Consider the following 19,045-nt stretch of genomic DNA (forward strand, 5'->3'; position numbering starts at 1 on the left):
CCCGTGTGTAAAAACGCTGTTAATGCGAATTAATCGCAGTTTCAAGCACTACACGGATGGCCGACAGGTTTACCTCACACCGATTTGAAAATAATTTCAGTCACGCCGGTTGGATCCGAAATCCGAAGCGCGGAACGTGCACATGCACGGTGCCGGCGCGGTCATCGGTGCGCCGCAGAATCAGCTCTTCGCGGCCGGCAAACAGCAACTCCCCGGCCACCGGATCGGTGCCGTAGTCGGTGGCGCTGATGGTCACTTGCTGGCCGGGCTTGAAGCCGTTCGGGTCTTCGAAGATTTCTTCCGGCAGGTTGGCCGGCGTGGCATTGCGCGCGACTTCCAGGGCTTGCTCGGCACTCATCTGGCTCGACGTGCCATGCCCGAAACCCAACACCCGGGCGAGCCAGGCGGCCACCGCAGGATAGGTTTCCACCAGCGGCGAGGTGACCGACGATCCCATGAGGAACCACAACGGGTGCGCCAGGGCGAAGTCGGCAATCGACGGCTCGCCGAACAGGAAGTCGCCCTGCTGGTGCTGCAACTGCTGATTGATACGACCGATGATCACCGGCCATTGATGCTTGGCCTGATCCAGTTGCACACGGGTGGCCGTGCCGCCACTGAACAATTTGCTGCGGTCGGCCACCAGCACCTGGAGCATTTCCGGCGGCACTTTGGCGAACTTGACCGCCAGGGATTCCGGCTGGAACACCAGGCTCACGGCATGAGAGAACACCGTCGAATCAGCCCAGGCGGCGAAGCTTTGGCTGACCAGTTCCAGGCCTTGGGGAAACAGCGCCGGCACGGACTTTTCCTGCTCCAGGCGGCGGGCGATCAGTGCGGTGTCGCAGTAGATATCGGCGCCCACCTGCAACACCGGGGTCTTGCGATAACCACCGGTGAGGGCCGTCAAGTCAGGCTTGGGCATCACCGGCGAGATGTGCACCGAACGCCAGGACAAGCCCTTGAAGCCCAGCAACAGGCGGGCCTTTTCGGCAAATGGGGATTGCGGGTAGTGGTGCAGGATCAACTCAGTCATGCCAGGCTCCGCTCAATGAGTGAGCGTCCAGCTTAGCCTGCAAACCCGGCAAAGGCGCGCATGGGAACCTATCAGTCAAACTGATGGGCCGATCGCCGCCAGGCACTCCTTGGCCCTTTTCTTGAGTTTCTTGATCAGCCGTTCCTGGCGCAGCGCCTCGGCCTTGCTGATGCATGCCTCGGTGTACACCAGCGCCACGGCGGGGCTTGAGAGGAAAAACCGTGCGCCCTTGCCACTCTGGTGCATGGCAAAGCGGCGCACCGGGTCATTGCTGATGCCGCAATAGAGCGAGCCATTGGCGGCGCGCACCAGGTAGACAAACCACGGTTTGGCTTCAGAAGGAGTCGTCACGGATCAATTCGGCAAACCAAAGGAACGCCAATCTTATCAACGACTGGCCTGGAACGCCTTCAACCCTTTCAGCGCCTGGGCCCGCACGGCGTTTTTCACCAGCGGCGTCCAGCCCAGCAACAGGCCTTTGGTGCCCAACGCCTGCCGCGACCAGCGCCACAGGTCAAAGTGGTCGTGGTGCTCGCAGATCTTGCCATCACGAAACACAAAGCGCGCCCGGATATCGTTGACTACGGTGTTGCCCGTCGCGCTGAACAGGTAGGTCGCCACCCAGTGGGCGCTGCCGGTGATTTCATCGCTGCGCACACCGTCGAAGGTCAGGGAAAAGTCCTTGGCCCGGGTGGTCAGCATGCGCCACATGTCGCCGGCATCACGGCCACGCAGTTCACCGAATGCCGGGTCGCTGAACACCACGTCGTCGCTGTAGCAGGCGCTCATGGCTTCGGCATCCAGGCGCTGGAATGCACTGTAGAACTCGGTGATCAAGGCGTTATGGGCGTCGCTCATGGGCAGGTTCCGCAAAAGAAGTTGGGATGGCCGGTACGATAATCCCCAAGGCCGGGGAACACTACTGGCATCAACGCCAGGAATACCTCATCCCGTCCCTTCAGGGCACCATTCCGCTGCTGCGAGCATAGTGGAACAAATCCACATCGGTGGAGATACACAGCCGGTTCATCGCGGTACTTTTCTGTTTGCTGATGGTGGAGATGCTGCGATTGACCCGCGCGGCAATCTGGCTGACGGTCATGCCGCTGGCCAGCATGCGCACCACTTCGCGTTCCTTGCCCGACAGTTGCGGCGGTTGTGATTGATCGCCCGTGCCGGCCTGCACCAACTGGGTCCGCAGGGACTCGCTGACGAAGGTCTTGCCCTCGCAGACTTCCTTGATGGCCGTGGGCAACTCCTTGGCCGATGCACTCTTGGCGACAATGCCTCGGGCGCCCTCGGCGAACGAGGCACGCAGGGTGGCGATATTGGCGAACATCGTCACCAGGATCACCGGCACCCCGGGGTATTGGCGTTGCAACAAGCCCAACAACACATAGCCGTCAGCCTGCTGCCCGCCCGGCATGGCGAAGTCCGTCACCAGCACATCGCAAGGGGTGCTGCCCAGTACCCGCAGCAACTCATCCGGGCCGTTGGCCTCACCGACCACCTTGCACTTGCCGTTGGCCTCGATCACCACCTTCTGCCCGATCCGAACAATGGGATGATCGTCAGCAATAATTACGCGAAGCATAGAAATCCATGAGTGATGGCAAATTGATTTGCGCAAAATAACCCTGTCCGTCCCGGGCAACAACCGCCCACCTGGGAGCGGTTTTCAATGGCGTCCCGTGTTCTTAAGCGGGTGATTTTTTACTTACAACAAAAAAGGAAACCACCTACAAACTAAGCCCACAGACAGAGGTAATACCCCCTACAGAATCGCTGAAAATGTCATAAATCTGTCAAATAGCGCAGATACACCAGCAGGTCCTGGTCGAACCGCTGCAATGCCCGCCTGTTGCACCGGATCCCATGCTTGCGCACCTGTTCGATCAACTCCCCCGCACAGCGATCCAGCTCCGTCTCGCCAAAAAACGCCAGGCTTCCCGCCAGGCGATGCAGGCAGTCGACCAATGCATGCGGGTCGACGATGCGGCAAGCCTGTACCAGGCCGGCGTAATCAGCCTCGGCCTCGCGCACCAGGGTGCGCAACATCTGGTTCACCACCTGTTCATCACCAAATGTCCTGATCAGTTCGGCACGAGTCGGCCAGTGCGCCGCGGCGCAGGCTGTGGCAGGCGGGTTCGTACTGGCGCCCGGCGGCTGTGGCAGCCACTGCTCCAGCACCCCGCGCAATTGTTCCAGGGTCAGCGGCTTGAGCAGCCAGGCATCCATGCCGGCCTCAAGGCAGCGGCGCGCATCGTCCGCAGAGAGTTTGGCGGTCAAGGCAATGATCGGCACACGCGGGCGGCTGTGTACGGCCTCTCGCCGCCTGATCTCACGAGCCATGCTATAGCCATCCAGCACCGGCATGCGGCAATCGCTGATCACCAGGTCGAAATGCCGCAGGGCGATGGCGGTCAACGCGGCCTGCCCGTTGCACACCAGTTCGTGATCGACTTCGAATTTTTGCAGGAACCAGCCCATCAAGGCGCGATAGGCCTGATGGTCCTCGACGATCAGCACGCTCAGGTGCTTCCAGTGAACAGGAGGACTGCGCCATGGCACCGTTTGCTGCCTGGGGGCGTCGTCAGCAAACACGCTTGGCATCATGGCCACCTCGATATCGGCGCCGACCTGCCAGGGCCATCAGACGGCCCAGGCATATCGTCTAGTGAGGGTGCGCTTGACGGTGATCCTTAACCCATCCGCCTGGCACCCATTACCGAATCAAGCTATCCACATGAATACCACTCTTGCGATACAAGAACTACGAAAAGACAGTTTTTCCTACAGCTCCGCCCACCTATTCCGACTTGACGCAGGCGAGCTAGAGGGATAGCGGATTGTCGTAATTCTTGTATTTCCCCTCCTCCCCCCCGGCGCTAAATTGCGCCCCACCCCAAGAGGGCAACCCGCCAACTCACCTGGCGGCCAACTATCCGAACTGACCCGACGCCCAACCGCGCCTCTTTCTGCGCTGCGGTGAGCTGCACCCGTCAGTTGATCCAACACCGAGACAATACAACCATGAACAAGCACCTGATCGCCGTCGCCAGCGCCCTGCTGATCACTGGCACCGCCCCCGCCTTCGCCGCCAGCACCGTGGACCTGACAGTCAAGGGCATCATCACCCCGAATGCCTGCACGCCGAGCCTGTCCAGTGGCGGGGTCATCGACCACGGCAAGATGTCGGCCAAGGACTTGAACGCCACCCAGATCACCCTGTTGCCGAAAGTCACGCTGCAAATGACCGTGACCTGCGATGCGCCGGTGATCTTCGCCCTCAAGGCGACCGACAACCGTATTGGCTCCGGCAGCGGCAGCGGCTTCGGGCTGGGATTTATCAACGGCACGCAAAAGCTGGGTTCCTATAGCTTGACCCTTGGCGCCACCGGTAGCCCGCCCCAGGCCGACGGCGAAACCGTGCAAGCCATCGGGTCTTTCGACAATGGCGTCACCTGGGAGCGTTGGAACAGCTTTGAAACCGGCACCTATCTCTCGGTCGCCACCCTGGCAGACGCCAGCACCCCGCGTGCCACCCAGCAACTGGTCACCCCCGTGGCCTACAGCGGCTACATCAACCGCACCGACGGCCTGGACCTGAGCAACGAAGTCAATATCGACGGCTCGGCCACCATTGAAGTGCTCTACCTGTAACCCACCTTCGCCCCTGACCTGCAACCAAAAGGTGCTGCTCGATGATGAATTCCTCACCCGCTGTCTTTCTCGCCACGTTGCTGCTGGCCCCCACCGTACTGGCCGCCAGCAGTACCGACTTCGCCGTCACGGGCACCATCACGCCGAATGCCTGTGAACCCATGCTCTCCGGCGGAGGCGTGGTGGATTACGGAAAAATGCCGGCCAAGGAACTCAACACCGACAGCCCGACCTCACTGCAGCCGCAGACCATGCAAATGGAAGTCCTGTGTGAGGCGCCAACGTTCATCGCGCTGAGCACGATCGATAACCGCGCCGGCACTTCGGCAATTAACGACTACTGGCATGGCCTGGGGCTGACGGACAGTGGCGAAAAACTTGGCGCCACCGCATTCGGCCTGCTCAACCCGGTCGCGGACGGCGTCACGGTCAAGACGATCAACTCGACCGATGGCGGGGTGACCTGGCTCCCGTCGATTTACCTGGGCCACTACACCCAAACCTCGGTCGCCACCAACGGCGGTGCGAACACCCCGATTGCGATACGGCAATTCAGTGCCGACCTGCGCGTGTACACGATGGTCGACGGCACCGACCGCCTGACCGTGCTCGACGAAGTGCCGCTGGACGGCCATGCCACCGTGCAACTGAAGTACCTGTAACCCTTTATTCAACCGGCCCCACTCGAAAGGAAACGTGTGCCCCATGAAACTTACGCTCAATGCCCTGGCCACCGCGCTGCTGCTCAGCACCAGCGCCTCTGCCCTGGCGGCGTCCACCGTCGACCTGACTGTCAAAGGGGTGATTACCCCCAACGCCTGCACACCTGGCCTGTCCGGCGGAGGGATGGTGGACTACGGCAAGATCTCCGCCAAAGACCTGAACCTCACGACCCCCAAACAACTGCCACGCACCACCTTGCAACTGACCATCACCTGCGACGGCGGCACCCTGTTTGCCGTCAAGGGCACCGACAACCGCGCCGGGTCCAACTCCAGCGGCGGCACCTACGGCCTGGGGTTGATCAACGGTACGCAGAAGCTGGGGGCCTACGACCTGATGCTGAATAACGCAGTCGCCGACTCTGTCGCCGTCACGGTGCTGGAATCCGGGGATAACGGCACGACCTGGGCAGAGTCGGCGGACGCGATCCTGCCACCCAGCGCATTGGCGGCTTTCGGCGATAGAACCTCGGGCACCTGGCTGCCGGTGCCGATCCAGCAAGTCGTCAGCGACCTGGTGGTGTACGCGCAGATCGCCCGGGCCGACAGCCTGGACCTGAGCGATGAACACCCGATCGACGGCTCGGCCACGCTGGAAGTGAAGTACCTGTGAACCCGCGGCCTCGTCGTTCGCGGCGAGGCGCCTTACCTGCACCGAACACATTGAAGACCGAATGATGAACAGAACCCTACGCCTGTGCACGGCGCTGTTATTGCTCAACACCGGCTCTAGCGTGTTTGCCAGCACCGCCACCGAGATGACCCTGTCGGGCCTGGTTACCCCCAGCTCCTGCACCATCGCGCTCTCCGGCAGCGGCATCATCGACCACGGCACCATCCCTGCCCATCTCCTCAACCAGGTGGCTCCCACCCCGTTGCCTACCCAATGGCTGGAGGTAGAGATCCACTGCAGCGGCCCCTTGTTGTTTGGCCTGATTGGCCTGGACAGCCGCGAAGATTCGTCCGCCGCACCGGACACTACCTACGGCCTGGGGAGAAACCCCATCGCGCCCGCGGAGCAGTTGGGTTACGTCGACCTGGCGTTCGAAGCGGCGCAAGGAGACGGCCAGGCCATGCAGTCACTTGTGTCAAACCCCGAAGGCGGCCTTTGGGCTCCCCAACCGGCCATCCACCCCAAGACACTCATGGGCTTCGCCCGTCCCGGCCGACCGTTTCCGGAACCCATCGTCACCCTGACCACCCGGATCCGCGCACAGACCACCATCCACCCGGCGAACCGTCTGACCCTCAGGCAAGACGTTCCCCTCGATGGCTCACTGGTCCTGGATTTGCGTTACCTCTAAGCCCTGTGATCATTTTAGGAACTGCGTCATGAAGACCTATCCAACCTTGCTGGCCCTGGGCTGGCTGCTGAGCACCCAGGCGTTTGCCGACGGCATGGTGCCCGACACCTCGGTGGTGATCGTCAACGAGGCCGACGGCGAAGCTTCGGTGTCGGTGACCAACACCGACGGCAAACTGGCCCTGCTGCACGTCACCCTGGAAGACATTCCGGAAGACACCGAATCGCTGCTGTTCGTCACCCCGCCCCTGTCCCGGGTCGAGGCCGATAAAAGCCAGTTGGTGCGCTTTATCCTGCGCAACCCCACGCCCCTGAAAACCCAACGCCTGAAGCGGGTGATCTTCGAAGGCATGCCCAAGGACCGTGACGCCGCCCAGGCTGGCCATGCGCGGGTGGGCGTGACCGTGCGCCAGAACCTGCCGGTGATCATTCATCCCAAGGGCCTGGCGCCGAACCGCACACCCTGGACCGGGCTGACCTGGTCGTTGAACGCCGGTCACCTGAACGTCGCCAACCCCACGCCTTACGTGGTGCGCCTGGCCCAGGAGCTGCAATTGCTGCCCGGCAAGCAGAGCCTGGTGCTGCCGCGCACTTATGTGTTGCCCGGCGAAACCCTGCGGCTCAGCACGCCCCACACCGCCACGGCCGTACGCCTGCAACCGGCCACCGTGTACGGCTTTGCCGTCGCCGCCTATGAGGCACCGATAACCGCCGCAAACGCTGAATAACGAAGTGACAGCCCTGTGACTGTCACCGGGAAGCCCGCCAACCGTTGCCGGCTTCCATAACCTGAGTGCCTTTACGTGAACACAGTAACCACTGACCCGGCTGGCGAAGCCGTGCCCGACTGTCCTTTACGCCCCGCCCGGATGCGGGCCGCGCTGCCACTGACCATGGCGTTGCTGTCGGCCGATGCCTGGGCCGATGCCTTCGACGCGCAAACCCTGCACCAGCGCGGTATCGACCCGGAGCTGGCCTACCTGCTGCTCGACGCACCGCGCTACACCAGCGGCCGCCATGCCGTGAGCCTGACGGTGAACGGCCAGCGCCGTGGCCGCCTCGATGTGCAGTTCGACAGCCAGGGCGCGCTGTGCTTCGACCGCCCGCTGCTGGACGCCGCCGACCTGGTGATACCGGCCCCGCTGGCCGACAGCCACTGCCATGACTTCCTCGGCGAATACCCGCAAACCGTGGTGGAGCAAGACCCCGCCAGCCTGAGCGTGAGCCTGATGGTGCCCACCGATGCCCTGCGCCCGCGCCAACGTGAGCTGTCCGGTTATGAAACCGGAGGGTTCGCCGGCTTGCTCAACTACGACCTCACCGGTTTGTACAACCGTTATGGCGACGACGCCAGCCGCTTCGGCTCGGCCAATACCGAGCTGGGCTTCAACGCGGGCGACTGGATCGTGCGCAGCCGCCAGGTCCAGACCTGGCAAGACTCCCGGTCCCGCAGTACCCACCTGGAAGCCTATGCCCAGCGCACCTTCGCCGAGCAGCAGGCGGTGTTGCAAGCCGGGCAGATCAACCTCTACAACCCGGTGCTGTCGTCCGCGCAGATCACCGGCATGCAGCTGTTTACCGAACAGGCCCTGCAGGACCAGGAACAGGGCTCGACCATCAGCGGCATCGCCAACAGCCCGGCCCAGGTGGAGGTGCGCCAGAACGGCGCGCTGATTCACTCCACCGTGGTGCCGGCCGGGCCGTTCTCCCTCACCGACGTACGGCGCCTGAACACACGCTCCGACGTTGAAGTGACGGTCAAGGAAAGCACCGGCGAAGAGCGGCGCTTCAGCGTGCCGGCGGCGATGCTCGGCATCGGCCTGCCAGCGCCGGGTTACTCGCTGGGAGCGGGCCGGGTGCGCAATATCGGCGATACGCGCGGCGACGATCCGTGGGTGATCAGTGGCGGCTGGAGCGGCGCCTTGAACCCGCGCCTGAGCCTGGGGGCCGGCGCGCTTGCCGCCGAAGACTACCGTGCCACGGGTGCCAGCCTCGGCCTGTTGCCGTGGCCAGACGGCCAGCTACAACTGTCGACCCAGATTGCCGATGCCCAACGCCTGGGTGAACGCGGCGTACAGACCGACCTGAGCCTGTCCCAGCGCCTGGGCCGGCAATGGTCGATCACCGCCGGCGCCTCCCACCGCACCATGGGCTACCGGGAGCTGGAAGACGCCGCCTACTACGACTCACGGGACGACGAAGGTCGCCTCACCCGCTATCGCGACCAGCAGAGCCTGGCCCTGGGCTGGGCCCATCCATGGCTGGGTGCCTTCAATGCCGGCCTGTCGCGCACCACCACGTTCAACGGCGAAAACAGCAGCCGTGCCCTGGCCTCATGGGGCACCAGCGTGCGCGGCGTGTCGCTGTCGGCCAGTGCCGAGTGGCAGGTCAGCGGCCGGCAGAATAACGAGAACGCGGTGTACCTGAACCTGAGCGTGCCACTGGGTGAGAACCGGCGTGGGCGCTCCTGGGTGCGCAACTCCGGTGGCGAGCATCGCATCGGCCTGGGGGTGAACGAGCAGGTCAACGATCAACTCAGTTACCGGGTCAGTGCCGAGCACGACAGCCGCGACCAACAAGTGGAATCCACCCTCGGCGTGTCCTATCTGCCGCGCTATGCACAACTGGACATGAACTACAGCCGCTCTGACGCCGAGCGCTCCAGCTACCAGGGCGGTGTGCGCGGTGCGGTGGTGGCCCACAGCGGTGGCGTGACCTTCTCGCCTTATCCGGTGCGCGACACCTTTGCGCTGGTGTCTGTCGGCGATATGGCCGGGGTCAAGCTCACCACGCCCAGCGGCCCGGTATGGACCGACTTCCAGGGCCAGGCCGTGGTACCGCAGGTATCCGCCTACGGGCGCAGCCCCGTGGAAGTGCAAACCCAGTCGCTGCCACGCAACGCCGATATCAGCAACGGCCTGGCCGTCATCAGCGCCGGGCGCGGCGCGGTGGATCGCGTGGAATTCGGCGTGGCCCTGACCCGTCGTGCCTTGCTCACGGTGGCAACCGACCACGGTACGCCACTGCCCCGTGGCGCCACGGTGAGTACCGCCGAGGGCGAGTTCGTGACCCTGGTGCAGGAAGGCAGCCAGGTGTTCCTGCCGAACGTGCTGGACCCACGCCCCCTGTGGGTCAAGGCACCGGGCATGAGCCGCTGTGAACTGCAGGTTGAACTCGCGGAAAAAGCCGACCCGCAGGTGTATTTCGAAACCGCCCCGGCCCGCTGTGTGACGCCATGAGGAAGACTGTGATGAAGCGATTGTTACTGCTGGGATTGGCCCTGGGCGCCATCGTCCAGGGCCGGGCGCACGCCGACGAATGCCAACTGACCCTAAGCCAGTCGCGCCTGGATTTCGGCGTGATGAACCGCGCCGTGCAGCGCAACCCCGGCGCAGAAATCCTGCTGGGAGAACGCCGCCTGAGCCTCAACCTGAACTGCCCGACGCCCACCGATATGCACGTGTTCTACCGAGCCCTGGCCGCGACCGCCGAGCGCTACCGCTTTACCGAGCGTGGCAGTTACCGCGTGCACATCAGCGATGCGGTACTCGACGGCCAGGCTGTTGAACTGGGGTTGACCAGCGGGCAAGGCCAGGCGCCCAGTGCCAGGGGCAGGACACTCGACTGGCGGCCCGACCAGGCCATCGTACCGTTGCGCGACGGTGCGCCGACCACCGGCAGCAGCTTCTCGGCGCAATTGCTGGTCAATGCCTGGGCGCAGGCCGACGCCCTGCAAGTGCGCGACGCGGTGACCTGGGAAGCCAGCGGCTTGATCGACGCCGTCGCCAGCGGCCGCGCACGGGAGTTGTCGCTGCAAGCCGGTTTCGCCCCGGCGGCCTGCGAGACCACGCTGTCCAACGGCGGCATCATCGACTTTGGCCGTATGTGGTCCAGGAGCCTTAACACCGACAAGGAAACCGGGCTGGTCTCCCGCAGCCTGCTGCTGAGTATCGGCTGCGACGGCCCGACTCATTTCGCCTTGCGCATGCATGACAACCGCAAAGGCTCGGCCACCGGCGGCATCGACGAAACCGCCTACGGCCTGGGAGTGGACGACAGCCGTAATAAAATCGGCCGGTACTTCCTCTATTTCGACCCCTTCGACCTGCGCGCCGACGCCCTGCCCCAGGTGTACCGCACCGACTCCACCACTGGCGGCGTGGCCTGGAGCAGTTCCAGCGCCTACCCCATTCCCATCGGCAGCAGCAGTTTGCTCGGCTTTACCGCTCTACCCGGCAGCAATGCCGGCCCCACCGCGATCCAGAACCTGAGTGGGCAGATCAGCGTGCGCGCCGTCCTGTCCCCCATGAACAGCCTGGACCTGCGTACGGAAGTACTGCTCGACGGTTCCGGCACGATTGAAATCATCTACCTCTGATCAAGGAGTATGGTCATGCACCTACGCCAGCGTTCTCTCGCAACACTTGCCCTGCTGACCCTCAGCAGCGGTGCCACGGCAGCCTCCAGTGTTGAACTCGGCATCACCGGCTTGCTCACTCCCAGCGCCTGTACACCGGCGCTGTCGAGCAACGGGCTGATCGACTACGGCAAGATTTCCCAACAGGAGTTGAACATTGATCGCGGCAAACGCCTGCCGGTGCGCTACCTGAGCGTGACCATCAACTGCGAGGCAGCGACTCGCTACGCCCTGCGCATGAGCGACAACCGCGACGGCACCGCCAACGTCAACAGCGAAATCTACTACGGGCTGGGCCTGGACCCGAGCGGCAACAAGATCGGGCTGTACTCCCTGACCTTCGACCCCAAACAGACGGTGATCGACAGCCTGCCTGAGGTTTACGGCACCGAGTCCACCAGCGGCGGGATCGCCTGGCGCACCGCCAACAGCAACCCGATCGACATCGGTTCGCGCAGCTTTCTCGGCTTTACCGACACCGTCGGCAGCACCAGCGGGCCGACGGCCTTCCAGACGCTGAGCAGCCTGGTCAGGGTCGATACGGTGATCGCTGCCAAGAACAATCTCGACCTCAGCAGCGACGTGCATATCGATGGTTCCAGCACTATGGAAGTGCTGTACCTCTAGACCTTTTCGCTGGTCACGCCGACATACCGCGCACGCCCGGCGCCCAACCCCGCGATGATCGCGCCCAGGCCGATCACCGCGAAAATCCAGCCGGTGGCGTTCCAGCCACCGGTCCAGTCATGCACCAGCCCGACCGCGAACGGCCCCATGGACGCCAGGGTGTAGCCGATGCCCTGGGCCATGCTCGACAGGTTGGCGGCTACATGGGCGTCCCGTGAACGCAGCACGATCAAGGTCAGCGCCAGGCTGAAAGTGCCACCCTGGCCCAGGCCCAGCAGAATCGCCCAGCCCCACAAGCCGTCCAACGGTGCATACAGGCAACCGAACAGGCCGCCCAGGGTCAGCACCATCACCACCACGATGGCCAGGCGCTGGTCCTTGCCGCGGGTGGCCAGCCAGGGCGCAGCCAGGGAACTGGCCAACTGCACAATCACCGAACCGGAAAGCACCAGGCCCGCCTGGGTGGCGCTCAGGCCACGGCCGATCAGGATCGACGGCAGCCAGCCAAACACAATGTACGCCAGGGAGGATTGCAGGCCCATGTACAGGGTCACCTGCCAGGCCAGCGGATCACGCAACAAGCCCTTCACGCGATAGGCCACCTGGTGCGCGCCGTGTTTCTGGCCGACCTGTGGCAACCAGAACAACGCCGCGACCAACGCCGGGAGAATCCAGAACCCCAGGCCGATGTTCCAGCTGTCGCCGAAGTAATGACTCAGGGGCACCGTGGATCCCGCCGCCAGCGCTGCACCCAGGCACAGGGCCATGGTGTACACGCCGGTCATGGTGCCGGCCTGTTTGGCGAAATCGCGCTTGACGATACCGGGCAACAGCACCCCGATGATGCCGATACTCGCGCCCGCCAGCAGGCTGCCGGCGAACAGCCCGGCCTCACCGAATGAACTGCGCAGGATGATGCCACCGGCCAGGGTCAGCAGAATGCCCAGCACCACCCGCTCGGCGCCAAAACGTCGGGCCAGGATCGGAGCCAGTGGCGCGAACAGGCCCAGGCACAAGACGGGCAGCGTCGTCAGCAACCCGGCCTTGGCCGCCGAGAGACCCAGGCTGTGGGAGACCTCAGCGAGCAGAGGCGCCATGCTCGACAACGCCGGGCGCAGGTTCAGCGCCACCAGGATCAGGCCCAACAGCAACAACCACGGACGGCTTACCACCGGCGGGCTGTGCTGGACCTCCTCGTCATCGGCTTCGGCGTCGATCAGCAGTTCATCAAGGGCACTTTCTGAACGGGGCATAGTGGTCTCGGGTTCAAGGTTCATTGATCAACTGCCGGGACAGGGCCTTGGCGCGTTCCGGGTCCTGTTGCTCCACGGCATCGAGCAAGGCGCCGTGCAGGTCGAATACCGCTTGCCGACGCGGCTGGATGTTCAGGGTCTGGCGCAGTTGCGCGCCGACAATGCTCGAGAAGTACTGATACAGCTCGCTCAAGGCCGGGTTGTGGGCCGCGTCCACCAGGCGTTTGTGGAACACCAGGTCGCAGCTGATGTAGTGCTCAAGATCACCGTGGTAATGGTCGCCGCTGGCGTTGAGGGCCGCGCGCAAAGCGACCAGGTCTTCATCGGTGCGGCGCAACGCGGCCAAGCCGACTGCCTCGACTTCAAGAATCTGCCGCGTCTCCTGCGCCTGAGCCAGGGTGCAGTGGGACAAGGCTTTCATCGCGCCCAGCGGGTCGGTCATGGAGCGCAAATAGCTGCCGTCGCCCTGGCGGATCTCGATCAACCCGGAGAATGCCAATACGCGCATGGCTTCACGCACGGTGTTGCGGCTGATCCCCAACTCGGCAGACAACTCGGGCTCGGTGGGCAGGCGTTCGCCGATGGCCCATACGCCTTGGGTGATGCGCTGGCGCAACTGTTCGAGGGCTTGATCGACGAGGGAGCGTTTGATCAGGGGGGCGATGTCTGTCATGGGTTTCGTCCTTTCATCCAATCATAGGATGAATTTTCCCACAGCCTATTCGGAGTTGCCTACAAAGGCAACGCACTAGGGTTCTTGGGCAGGCAAAGGAGCAGTATTTTCGATTGGTAAAATTACCCTCAGAGGGTAATTATTGGACTCAGGTGTCTTATGGAAAAGTACACACCTCATTACGATTTGGCGGTGATAAAGGCGGATGTCAGGCGGCTTGGAAAGCAAGCATTTACTCAAAGCGCACGCCGTTGCGGCGAGGATCTTGATTTAAGCATCGAACAAATGCAGGCGGTCATTTTCGAGTTGAAAAACACGATGCTGTACAAGTCGATGACCACTCATGACGACCATCGAGTTTGGCAAGATGTGTATCACATTCACTCACATGATCTGGAGATCTACATCAAGGTGACCTACCGCACGGATGGTAAACCTCCGGTGATCTCCTTCAAGGAGAAAAACCCATGAAAACAGAGCAATGCTTCAGCTGCGGCAGGCATGACGGAATGCATCACTTCTCAGGACGTAGCGAAACATCGGAAGTCAAAGGTTTGCATCGCCGTATAGACGATCTGTCTGGATGGGAGTGCCAGGCATGTGGAGAGGTGATCCTGGACCCCGAAGACGCGGAACGCTATTCAGACCACTGCGATGAAATCGTTCACAGTTTCAGGCAGATGGTCGGCACCGAGATGAAGCGCATACGCCGCAAACTGCACCTTTCACAAAAAGAAACGGTACAACTGCTATCGGGTGGCGGCCACAACGCCTTATCTCGTTACGAGCGCGGTGAGGTATTGCCCCCCAAATCCCTGGTAGTCCTGATGCGTTTGCTTGAGCGTCACCCCCACTTGCTGGTCGAAGCAAAAATCCTGAGTGAAGGCGCAGATCTTCGCAATTCCGTGCATACGGTACATAAAGAGCACGAGACCCTGACGACAACTTGATTGATGGCAAAAATAAACCCGGCACCAGGCCGGGTTTATTGTTTCAAGCATCACTCATCGATCAATGCAGAATCTGGCTCAAGAACAACTTGGTCCGATCATTCTGCGGGTTGTCGAAGAAGTCATTCGGCGCCGCCTGTTCAACGATCTCGCCCTTGTCCATGAAGATCACGCGGTTGGCCACGGTACGCGCAAAGCCCATTTCGTGGGTCACGCAGAGCATGGTCATGCCGTCTTCCGCCAGGCCGATCATGGTGTCCAGTACCTCTTTCACCATTTCCGGATCGAGCGCCGAGGTCGGCTCATCGAACAGCATGATTTTCGGCTTCATGCACAGCGCACGGGCAATCGCCACGCGCTGTTGCTGGCCGCCGGACAACTGCCCCGGAAACTTGTGGGCCTGCTCCGGAATACGCACGCGCTCAAGGTAGTGCATGGCAATTTCTTCAGCCTTGCGCTTGGGCATCTTGCGTACCCACATCGGGGCCAGCGTGCAGTTCTGCAGGATGGTCAGGTGCGGGAACAGGTTGAAGTGCTGGAACACCATGCCGACTTCGCGGCGGATCGCTTCGATCTGCTTGAGGTCGTTGGTCAGTTCCACGCCATCGACCACGATGCGGCCCTGCTGGTGCTCTTCCAGGCGGTTGAGGCAGCGGATGGTGGTGGACTTGCCGGAACCCGACGGGCCGCACAGCACGATACGCTCGCCCTGCTTGACGTTCAGGTTGATGTCTTTCAACACATGGAACTGGCCGTACCACTTGTTGACGCCCTGCATCTGAATAATGCCTTCAGGGCTCACAGGCTGTTTGATCGCTTCACTCATCACAACACTCCTAACGCTTGTGGCCTGTGTCCAGCTTGTGTTCCAAATGAATGGAATAGCGGGACATACCAAAACAGAAAATCCAGAACACCAGGGCGGCGAACACGTAGCCTTCAGTGGCCATGCCCAACCATTTCGGGTCGGCGGCGGCTTGCTTGACGCTGTTGAGCAGGTCGAACAGGCCGATGATGATCACCAGGCTAGTGTCCTTGAACAACGCGATAAACGTGTTGACGATGCCCGGGATCACCATCTTCAGTGCCTGGGGCAAAATCACCAGGCCCATGCTGCGCCAGTAACCCAGGCCCATCGCGGCCGCAGCCTCGTATTGGCCCTTGGGAATCGCCTGCAAGCCACCGCGCACCACTTCGGCTACATAGGCCGACTGGAACAGGATCACGCCGATCAAGGCCCGCAGCAATTTGTCGATGCCCATGCCTTCCGGCAGGAACAGCGGCAACATTACCGACGACATGAACAGCACCGTGATCAACGGCACGCCGCGCCAGAACTCGATGAAGGTCACGCAGACCACACGAATCGCCGGCATGTTCGAACGCCGACCCAACGCCAGCACAATGCCCAGCGGCAAGGCCCCGGCAATGCCGACGGTGGCGATCACCAGGGTCAGCATCAAGCCGCCCCACTGGCTGGTGGCCACGTTGGTCATGCCGAAGATCCCGCCGTGCAGCAGGAAGTAGGCAACGATCGGGTACACCACCAAAAAACTCAGGCCGTAGACCGCCTTGCGCGTGAAGCGCGAGATGAACAACGGCGCCACACCCACGATGGCCAGCCACACGGTCAGGTCGACGCGCCAGCGCAGGTCGCCGGGGTAGTAGCCGTACATGAACTGCCCGAAGCGCTGTTGGATAAACACCCAGCAGGCGCCCTCCTTGGTGCAGTCGGCGCGGGTGGTACCGACCCAGTTTGCATCGAGGATCGCCCAGTGCAGGATCGGCGGCACGACCAGGTAGATCAGGTAGAACGCCAGCAATGTCAGCAGGGTGTTGAGCCAGCTGGAAAACAGGTTGGCGCGCATCCATGCCATCGGCCCGAACACTTTGTTCGGTGGCGGCATATCAGGTTTGAAAGTATGCGTACTCATGCAGGTTTCCTCACCGCTCGATCAGCGCAATGCGCTTGTTGTACCAGTTCATCAGCAGGGAAATGCTGATGCTGATCGCCAGGTACACGCTCATGGTGATGGCAATAACCTCGATGGCCTGGCCGGTCTGGTTGAGCACCGTGCCGGCAAACAGCGAAACCATTTCCGGGTAACCGATACCGGCGGCCAGTGACGAGTTTTTCGCCAGGTTCAGGTATTGACTGGTCAGCGGCGGAATGATCACGCGCAGGGCTTGCGGGATGATCACCTTGCGCAGGGTCGGACCGTTGCGCAGCCCGAGGGAACGCGCCGCTTCGGTCTGGCCGTGGCTGACGGACTTGATGCCTGAACGCACGATCTCGGCGATAAACGCCGCGGTATACACGGTCAGGGCCAGGGTCAGCGCCAGCAACTCGGGAATCAGTACCCAGCCGCCGACGAAGTTGAAGCCTTGCAGCTTGGGCATTTCCCAGTGCAGCGGCGCGCCGAACACCAAAGCGCACAGCGCAGGGATCACCACCAACAGCGCCAGGCCGGCCCAGAACTTGTGGAACGGAACACCGGTGGCTTCAAAGCGTTTATTTGCCCAACGGGCCATCAGCACAATGGCGATGATTGCCACCACGACGCTGATCACAAACGGCCAGAAACCCTCCGCCATCAACGCGGCGGGCATGTTCAGGCCACGGCTGCTGACAAAGAACGTGTCGCCGAAGTTGTGGCTGTTGCGCGGCCCCGGCATCGTCAGGAATACCGCGAAGTACCAGAACAGGATTTGCAGCAGCGGCGGAATGTTGCGGAACACTTCCACATACACCGTGGCCAGCTTGTTGATCATCCAGTTGGGCGACAAGCGCGCCACACCGATGATGAACCCGAGGATGGTCGCCAGGACCACACCGATCACCGTCACCAGCAGGGTGTTGAGCAGACCGATCACAAAGACCCGGGCATAGCTGTCCGATTCGGTGTAGTCGATCAGGTGCTGAGCGATGCCGAAGCCGGCACTGCGCTCAAGAAAGTCGAAACCCGAGGTAATGCCCCGGTGTTGAAGGTTGGTTTGCGTGTTGTTGAACAGGTACCAGCCCAACGAGACCACCGCCACAATCGTGATGATCTGGAATAGCCACGCACGCACTTTTGGATCACTGAAGCTGAGCTTCTGTTTTGGTGCGCCGATTTGATTTTGCATTAAGTGCCCCAGGAATAATGGAACAGAACATCACCCGGCGGTTGGCCCACCGGGTGATAGAACCATCAGCGATCAGCGCACAGGTGGTGCGTATTGAATGCCACCGTTGGTCCACAGAGCGTTCAGGCCACGATCGATTTCCAGAGGCGTGCTCTTGCCGAGGTTTTTCTCGAACACTTCGCCGTAGTTACCGACCTGCTTGACGATCTGTACGACCCAGTCTTTCTTCACTTTCAGGTCTTTGCCGTATTCGCCGTCAGCACCCAGCAGACGGGCAACGTCCGGGTTCTTGGTGGACTTGGCTTCAGCTTCGACGTTTTTGGAGGTGATACCGGCTTCTTCAGCGTTGAGCATGGCGTAGCCAACCCAGCGCACGATGGCCAGCCACTCGTCGTCGCCGTTACGCACGACAGGGCCCAGTGGTTCTTTGGAAATGGTTTCCGGCAGTACCACGTAGTCTTTCGGCGAAGCCAGCTTGCTGCGCTGTGCGTAGAGCTGGGACTTGTCGGAGGTCAGTACGTCGCAACGACCGGATTCCAGCGACTTGGCGCTTTCATCGGAGGTGTCGAACGTGATCGGGGTGTACTTCAGGTTGTTGGCGCGGAAGTAGTCGGAAACGTTCAGCTCAGTGGTGGTACCGGCCTGGATGCAGATGGTTGCACCGTCCAGTTCCTTGGCACTTTTCACGCCCAGCTTGTTGTTCACCAGGAAACCAACACCGTCGTAGTAGGTGATGAAACCCGGGAATTTCAGGCCCATGCCGGCATCGCGGGAGCTGGTCATGGTGGTGTTGCGCGACAGGATGTCGACTTCGCCAGACTGAAGCGCGGTGAAACGCTCCTTGGCATTCAACTGGCTGAATTTGACCTTGGTTGCGTCGCCGAATACGGCAGCGGCAACAGCACGGCACACGTCAGCGTCGATCCCGAGGATCTTGCCGCTGGCGTCCGGCACCGAGAAGCCCGGCAGACCGTCGCTCACGCCACACTGCACAAAGCCTTTCTTCTGCACGGCATCCAGAGTGGCGCCAGCCTGGGCGAAACCACTGACACCCAGTACGGTAGCCGCGGTCACGATGGCCAGGGTGGATTTCAATACCTTCATTCAAACCTCCAGTTTTGCTCTTGTTGTGTCGGAGCTCGAACCCCACCGCACCCTTATGAGGCGACATCGACCCGTGTTGGCTTTTTTTGGGGTCAAACAGCATGAGGTTTTTGCTTTAAGTCCAGTTGCTATCCCACAGGCGCCAGTCACTGATAGTGTTACCGCCTGGGG

Annotated in this window: 21 protein-coding genes; 10 read left to right on the forward strand and 11 right to left on the reverse strand. The window is 61.9% G+C overall.

Annotated elements, in window-relative coordinates; genetic code table 11:
* Positions 1-100: 100 nt before the first annotated feature.
* The 5 genes from V6607_RS27305 to V6607_RS27325 all read right to left on the reverse strand — a co-directional run bounded on the left by V6607_RS27305 (position 101) and on the right by V6607_RS27325 (position 3,565).
* Positions 101-1,036, reverse strand: a complete 936-nt coding sequence (locus V6607_RS27305; protein ID WP_003216356.1) for a glutathione S-transferase family protein — start codon at positions 1,034-1,036, stop codon at positions 101-103.
* Positions 1,037-1,111: 75 nt separating this feature from the next.
* Complete coding sequence (locus tag V6607_RS27310) at positions 1,112-1,387, reverse strand: GIY-YIG nuclease family protein (RefSeq protein WP_134327293.1); 276 nt, start codon at positions 1,385-1,387, stop codon at positions 1,112-1,114.
* A gap of 36 nt (positions 1,388-1,423) precedes the next feature.
* Positions 1,424-1,894 (reverse strand): nuclear transport factor 2 family protein, encoded by a 471-nt coding sequence (locus V6607_RS27315; protein ID WP_003216352.1) that lies wholly within the window; start codon positions 1,892-1,894, stop codon positions 1,424-1,426.
* A 100-nt stretch (positions 1,895-1,994) separates the two neighbouring features.
* Positions 1,995-2,630, reverse strand: a complete 636-nt coding sequence (locus V6607_RS27320; RefSeq protein ID WP_003216351.1) for a response regulator transcription factor — start codon at positions 2,628-2,630, stop codon at positions 1,995-1,997.
* Positions 2,631-2,830: 200 nt separating this feature from the next.
* Positions 2,831-3,565, reverse strand: a complete 735-nt coding sequence (locus V6607_RS27325) for a response regulator (protein WP_008435633.1) — start codon at positions 3,563-3,565, stop codon at positions 2,831-2,833.
* A 504-nt stretch (positions 3,566-4,069) separates the two neighbouring features.
* Between V6607_RS27325 and V6607_RS27330 the strand changes: the two genes are divergently transcribed.
* The 8 genes from V6607_RS27330 to V6607_RS27365 all read left to right on the forward strand — a co-directional run bounded on the left by V6607_RS27330 (position 4,070) and on the right by V6607_RS27365 (position 11,768).
* Positions 4,070-4,699, forward strand: a complete 630-nt coding sequence (locus V6607_RS27330; RefSeq protein WP_008435634.1) for a DUF1120 domain-containing protein — start codon at positions 4,070-4,072, stop codon at positions 4,697-4,699.
* A 44-nt stretch (positions 4,700-4,743) separates the two neighbouring features.
* Positions 4,744-5,361 carry a DUF1120 domain-containing protein gene (locus V6607_RS27335; RefSeq protein ID WP_166742204.1) on the forward strand — a complete coding sequence of 206 codons (618 nt, stop codon included), beginning with the start codon at positions 4,744-4,746 and terminating at the stop codon, positions 5,359-5,361.
* A gap of 43 nt (positions 5,362-5,404) precedes the next feature.
* Complete coding sequence (locus V6607_RS27340) at positions 5,405-6,034, forward strand: DUF1120 domain-containing protein (RefSeq protein ID WP_008435636.1); 630 nt, start codon at positions 5,405-5,407, stop codon at positions 6,032-6,034.
* A gap of 61 nt (positions 6,035-6,095) precedes the next feature.
* Entirely contained in the window at positions 6,096-6,725 is a 630-nt protein-coding gene (locus tag V6607_RS27345) for a DUF1120 domain-containing protein (RefSeq protein ID WP_087692820.1), read from the forward strand.
* A 28-nt stretch (positions 6,726-6,753) separates the two neighbouring features.
* Positions 6,754-7,452 carry a fimbria/pilus chaperone family protein gene (locus V6607_RS27350; RefSeq protein WP_008435638.1) on the forward strand — a complete coding sequence of 233 codons (699 nt, stop codon included), beginning with the start codon at positions 6,754-6,756 and terminating at the stop codon, positions 7,450-7,452.
* Between the two features lie 141 nt (positions 7,453-7,593).
* Complete coding sequence (locus V6607_RS27355; protein WP_134327700.1) at positions 7,594-9,963, forward strand: fimbria/pilus outer membrane usher protein; 2,370 nt, start codon at positions 7,594-7,596, stop codon at positions 9,961-9,963.
* 11 nt (positions 9,964-9,974) lie between these two features.
* Positions 9,975-11,102: a DUF1120 domain-containing protein gene (locus V6607_RS27360; RefSeq protein ID WP_134327294.1), complete on the forward strand. Its 1,128-nt coding sequence runs from the start codon at positions 9,975-9,977 to the stop codon at positions 11,100-11,102.
* A gap of 15 nt (positions 11,103-11,117) precedes the next feature.
* Positions 11,118-11,768 (forward strand): DUF1120 domain-containing protein, encoded by a 651-nt coding sequence (locus tag V6607_RS27365; protein ID WP_008435643.1) that lies wholly within the window; start codon positions 11,118-11,120, stop codon positions 11,766-11,768.
* Here the strand turns inward: V6607_RS27365 and V6607_RS27370 are convergent.
* Together V6607_RS27370 and V6607_RS27375 are read right to left on the reverse strand one after the other, a co-directional pair.
* A complete protein-coding gene (locus tag V6607_RS27370) occupies positions 11,765-13,045 on the reverse strand; it encodes a CynX/NimT family MFS transporter (RefSeq protein WP_032899428.1) in 1,281 nt (426 codons plus the stop codon). The two genes, V6607_RS27365 and V6607_RS27370, sit on opposite strands and share 4 nt — an antisense overlap.
* A complete protein-coding gene (locus V6607_RS27375; RefSeq protein WP_003216331.1) occupies positions 13,035-13,694 on the reverse strand; it encodes a FadR/GntR family transcriptional regulator in 660 nt (219 codons plus the stop codon). The genes V6607_RS27370 and V6607_RS27375 overlap by 11 nt, the downstream gene beginning before the upstream one ends.
* A 159-nt stretch (positions 13,695-13,853) precedes the next feature.
* Here V6607_RS27375 and V6607_RS27380 point away from each other — a divergent pair, with 159 nt between their 5' ends.
* Both V6607_RS27380 and V6607_RS27385 read left to right on the forward strand, forming a co-directional pair.
* Positions 13,854-14,165, forward strand: a complete 312-nt coding sequence (locus V6607_RS27380; protein ID WP_003216329.1) for a type II toxin-antitoxin system MqsR family toxin — start codon at positions 13,854-13,856, stop codon at positions 14,163-14,165.
* Positions 14,162-14,644: a type II toxin-antitoxin system MqsA family antitoxin gene (locus tag V6607_RS27385; protein ID WP_003216327.1), complete on the forward strand. Its 483-nt coding sequence runs from the start codon at positions 14,162-14,164 to the stop codon at positions 14,642-14,644. Before V6607_RS27380 ends, V6607_RS27385 begins: the two co-directional genes overlap by 4 nt.
* A gap of 61 nt (positions 14,645-14,705) precedes the next feature.
* On the opposite strand, the gene V6607_RS27390 is transcribed toward V6607_RS27385, so the two are convergent.
* From V6607_RS27390 to V6607_RS27405, 4 genes are all read right to left on the reverse strand, one after another.
* Positions 14,706-15,470, reverse strand: coding sequence for an amino acid ABC transporter ATP-binding protein (locus V6607_RS27390; protein WP_003171943.1), 765 nt, complete (start codon positions 15,468-15,470; stop codon positions 14,706-14,708).
* Between the two features lie 10 nt (positions 15,471-15,480).
* On the reverse strand, positions 15,481-16,578 hold the full coding sequence (locus V6607_RS27395) for an amino acid ABC transporter permease (protein ID WP_003216325.1): 1,098 nt from the start codon (positions 16,576-16,578) through the stop codon (positions 15,481-15,483).
* A 10-nt stretch (positions 16,579-16,588) separates the two neighbouring features.
* On the reverse strand, positions 16,589-17,770 hold the full coding sequence (locus tag V6607_RS27400) for an amino acid ABC transporter permease (protein WP_003216323.1): 1,182 nt from the start codon (positions 17,768-17,770) through the stop codon (positions 16,589-16,591).
* A gap of 72 nt (positions 17,771-17,842) precedes the next feature.
* The gene (locus tag V6607_RS27405; protein ID WP_003216321.1) at positions 17,843-18,874 is read right to left on the reverse strand and encodes an amino acid ABC transporter substrate-binding protein; all 1,032 of its coding nucleotides are present in this window, start codon (positions 18,872-18,874) and stop codon (positions 17,843-17,845) included.
* Positions 18,875-19,045: the final 171 nt, after the last annotated feature.

Source organism: Pseudomonas sp. KK18, from assembly GCF_037094675.1.
GTDB lineage: Bacteria > Pseudomonadota > Gammaproteobacteria > Pseudomonadales > Pseudomonadaceae > Aquipseudomonas.

What these genes read in the sequence shown, in the direction of transcription:
- V6607_RS27305 (WP_003216356.1), bottom strand. Translation starts at nt 1,036, where the DNA reads ATGACTGAGTTGATCCTGCACCACTACCCGCAATCCCCATTTGCCGAA.
- V6607_RS27315 (WP_003216352.1), bottom strand. Translation starts at nt 1,894, where the DNA reads ATGAGCGACGCCCATAACGCCTTGATCACCGAGTTCTACAGTGCATTC.
- V6607_RS27320 (WP_003216351.1), bottom strand. Translation starts at nt 2,630, where the DNA reads ATGCTTCGCGTAATTATTGCTGACGATCATCCCATTGTTCGGATCGGG.
- V6607_RS27330 (WP_008435634.1), top strand. Translation starts at nt 4,070, where the DNA reads ATGAACAAGCACCTGATCGCCGTCGCCAGCGCCCTGCTGATCACTGGC.
- V6607_RS27335 (WP_166742204.1), top strand. Translation starts at nt 4,744, where the DNA reads ATGAATTCCTCACCCGCTGTCTTTCTCGCCACGTTGCTGCTGGCCCCC.
- V6607_RS27340 (WP_008435636.1), top strand. Translation starts at nt 5,405, where the DNA reads ATGAAACTTACGCTCAATGCCCTGGCCACCGCGCTGCTGCTCAGCACC.
- V6607_RS27345 (WP_087692820.1), top strand. Translation starts at nt 6,096, where the DNA reads ATGATGAACAGAACCCTACGCCTGTGCACGGCGCTGTTATTGCTCAAC.
- V6607_RS27350 (WP_008435638.1), top strand. Translation starts at nt 6,754, where the DNA reads ATGAAGACCTATCCAACCTTGCTGGCCCTGGGCTGGCTGCTGAGCACC.
- V6607_RS27355 (WP_134327700.1), top strand. Translation starts at nt 7,594, where the DNA reads ATGCGGGCCGCGCTGCCACTGACCATGGCGTTGCTGTCGGCCGATGCC.
- V6607_RS27360 (WP_134327294.1), top strand. Translation starts at nt 9,975, where the DNA reads ATGAAGCGATTGTTACTGCTGGGATTGGCCCTGGGCGCCATCGTCCAG.
- V6607_RS27365 (WP_008435643.1), top strand. Translation starts at nt 11,118, where the DNA reads ATGCACCTACGCCAGCGTTCTCTCGCAACACTTGCCCTGCTGACCCTC.
- V6607_RS27370 (WP_032899428.1), bottom strand. Translation starts at nt 13,045, where the DNA reads ATGAACCTTGAACCCGAGACCACTATGCCCCGTTCAGAAAGTGCCCTT.
- V6607_RS27375 (WP_003216331.1), bottom strand. Translation starts at nt 13,694, where the DNA reads ATGACAGACATCGCCCCCCTGATCAAACGCTCCCTCGTCGATCAAGCC.
- V6607_RS27380 (WP_003216329.1), top strand. Translation starts at nt 13,854, where the DNA reads ATGGAAAAGTACACACCTCATTACGATTTGGCGGTGATAAAGGCGGAT.
- V6607_RS27385 (WP_003216327.1), top strand. Translation starts at nt 14,162, where the DNA reads ATGAAAACAGAGCAATGCTTCAGCTGCGGCAGGCATGACGGAATGCAT.
- V6607_RS27390 (WP_003171943.1), bottom strand. Translation starts at nt 15,470, where the DNA reads ATGAGTGAAGCGATCAAACAGCCTGTGAGCCCTGAAGGCATTATTCAG.
- V6607_RS27395 (WP_003216325.1), bottom strand. Translation starts at nt 16,578, where the DNA reads ATGAGTACGCATACTTTCAAACCTGATATGCCGCCACCGAACAAAGTG.
- V6607_RS27400 (WP_003216323.1), bottom strand. Translation starts at nt 17,770, where the DNA reads ATGCAAAATCAAATCGGCGCACCAAAACAGAAGCTCAGCTTCAGTGAT.
- V6607_RS27405 (WP_003216321.1), bottom strand. Translation starts at nt 18,874, where the DNA reads ATGAAGGTATTGAAATCCACCCTGGCCATCGTGACCGCGGCTACCGTA.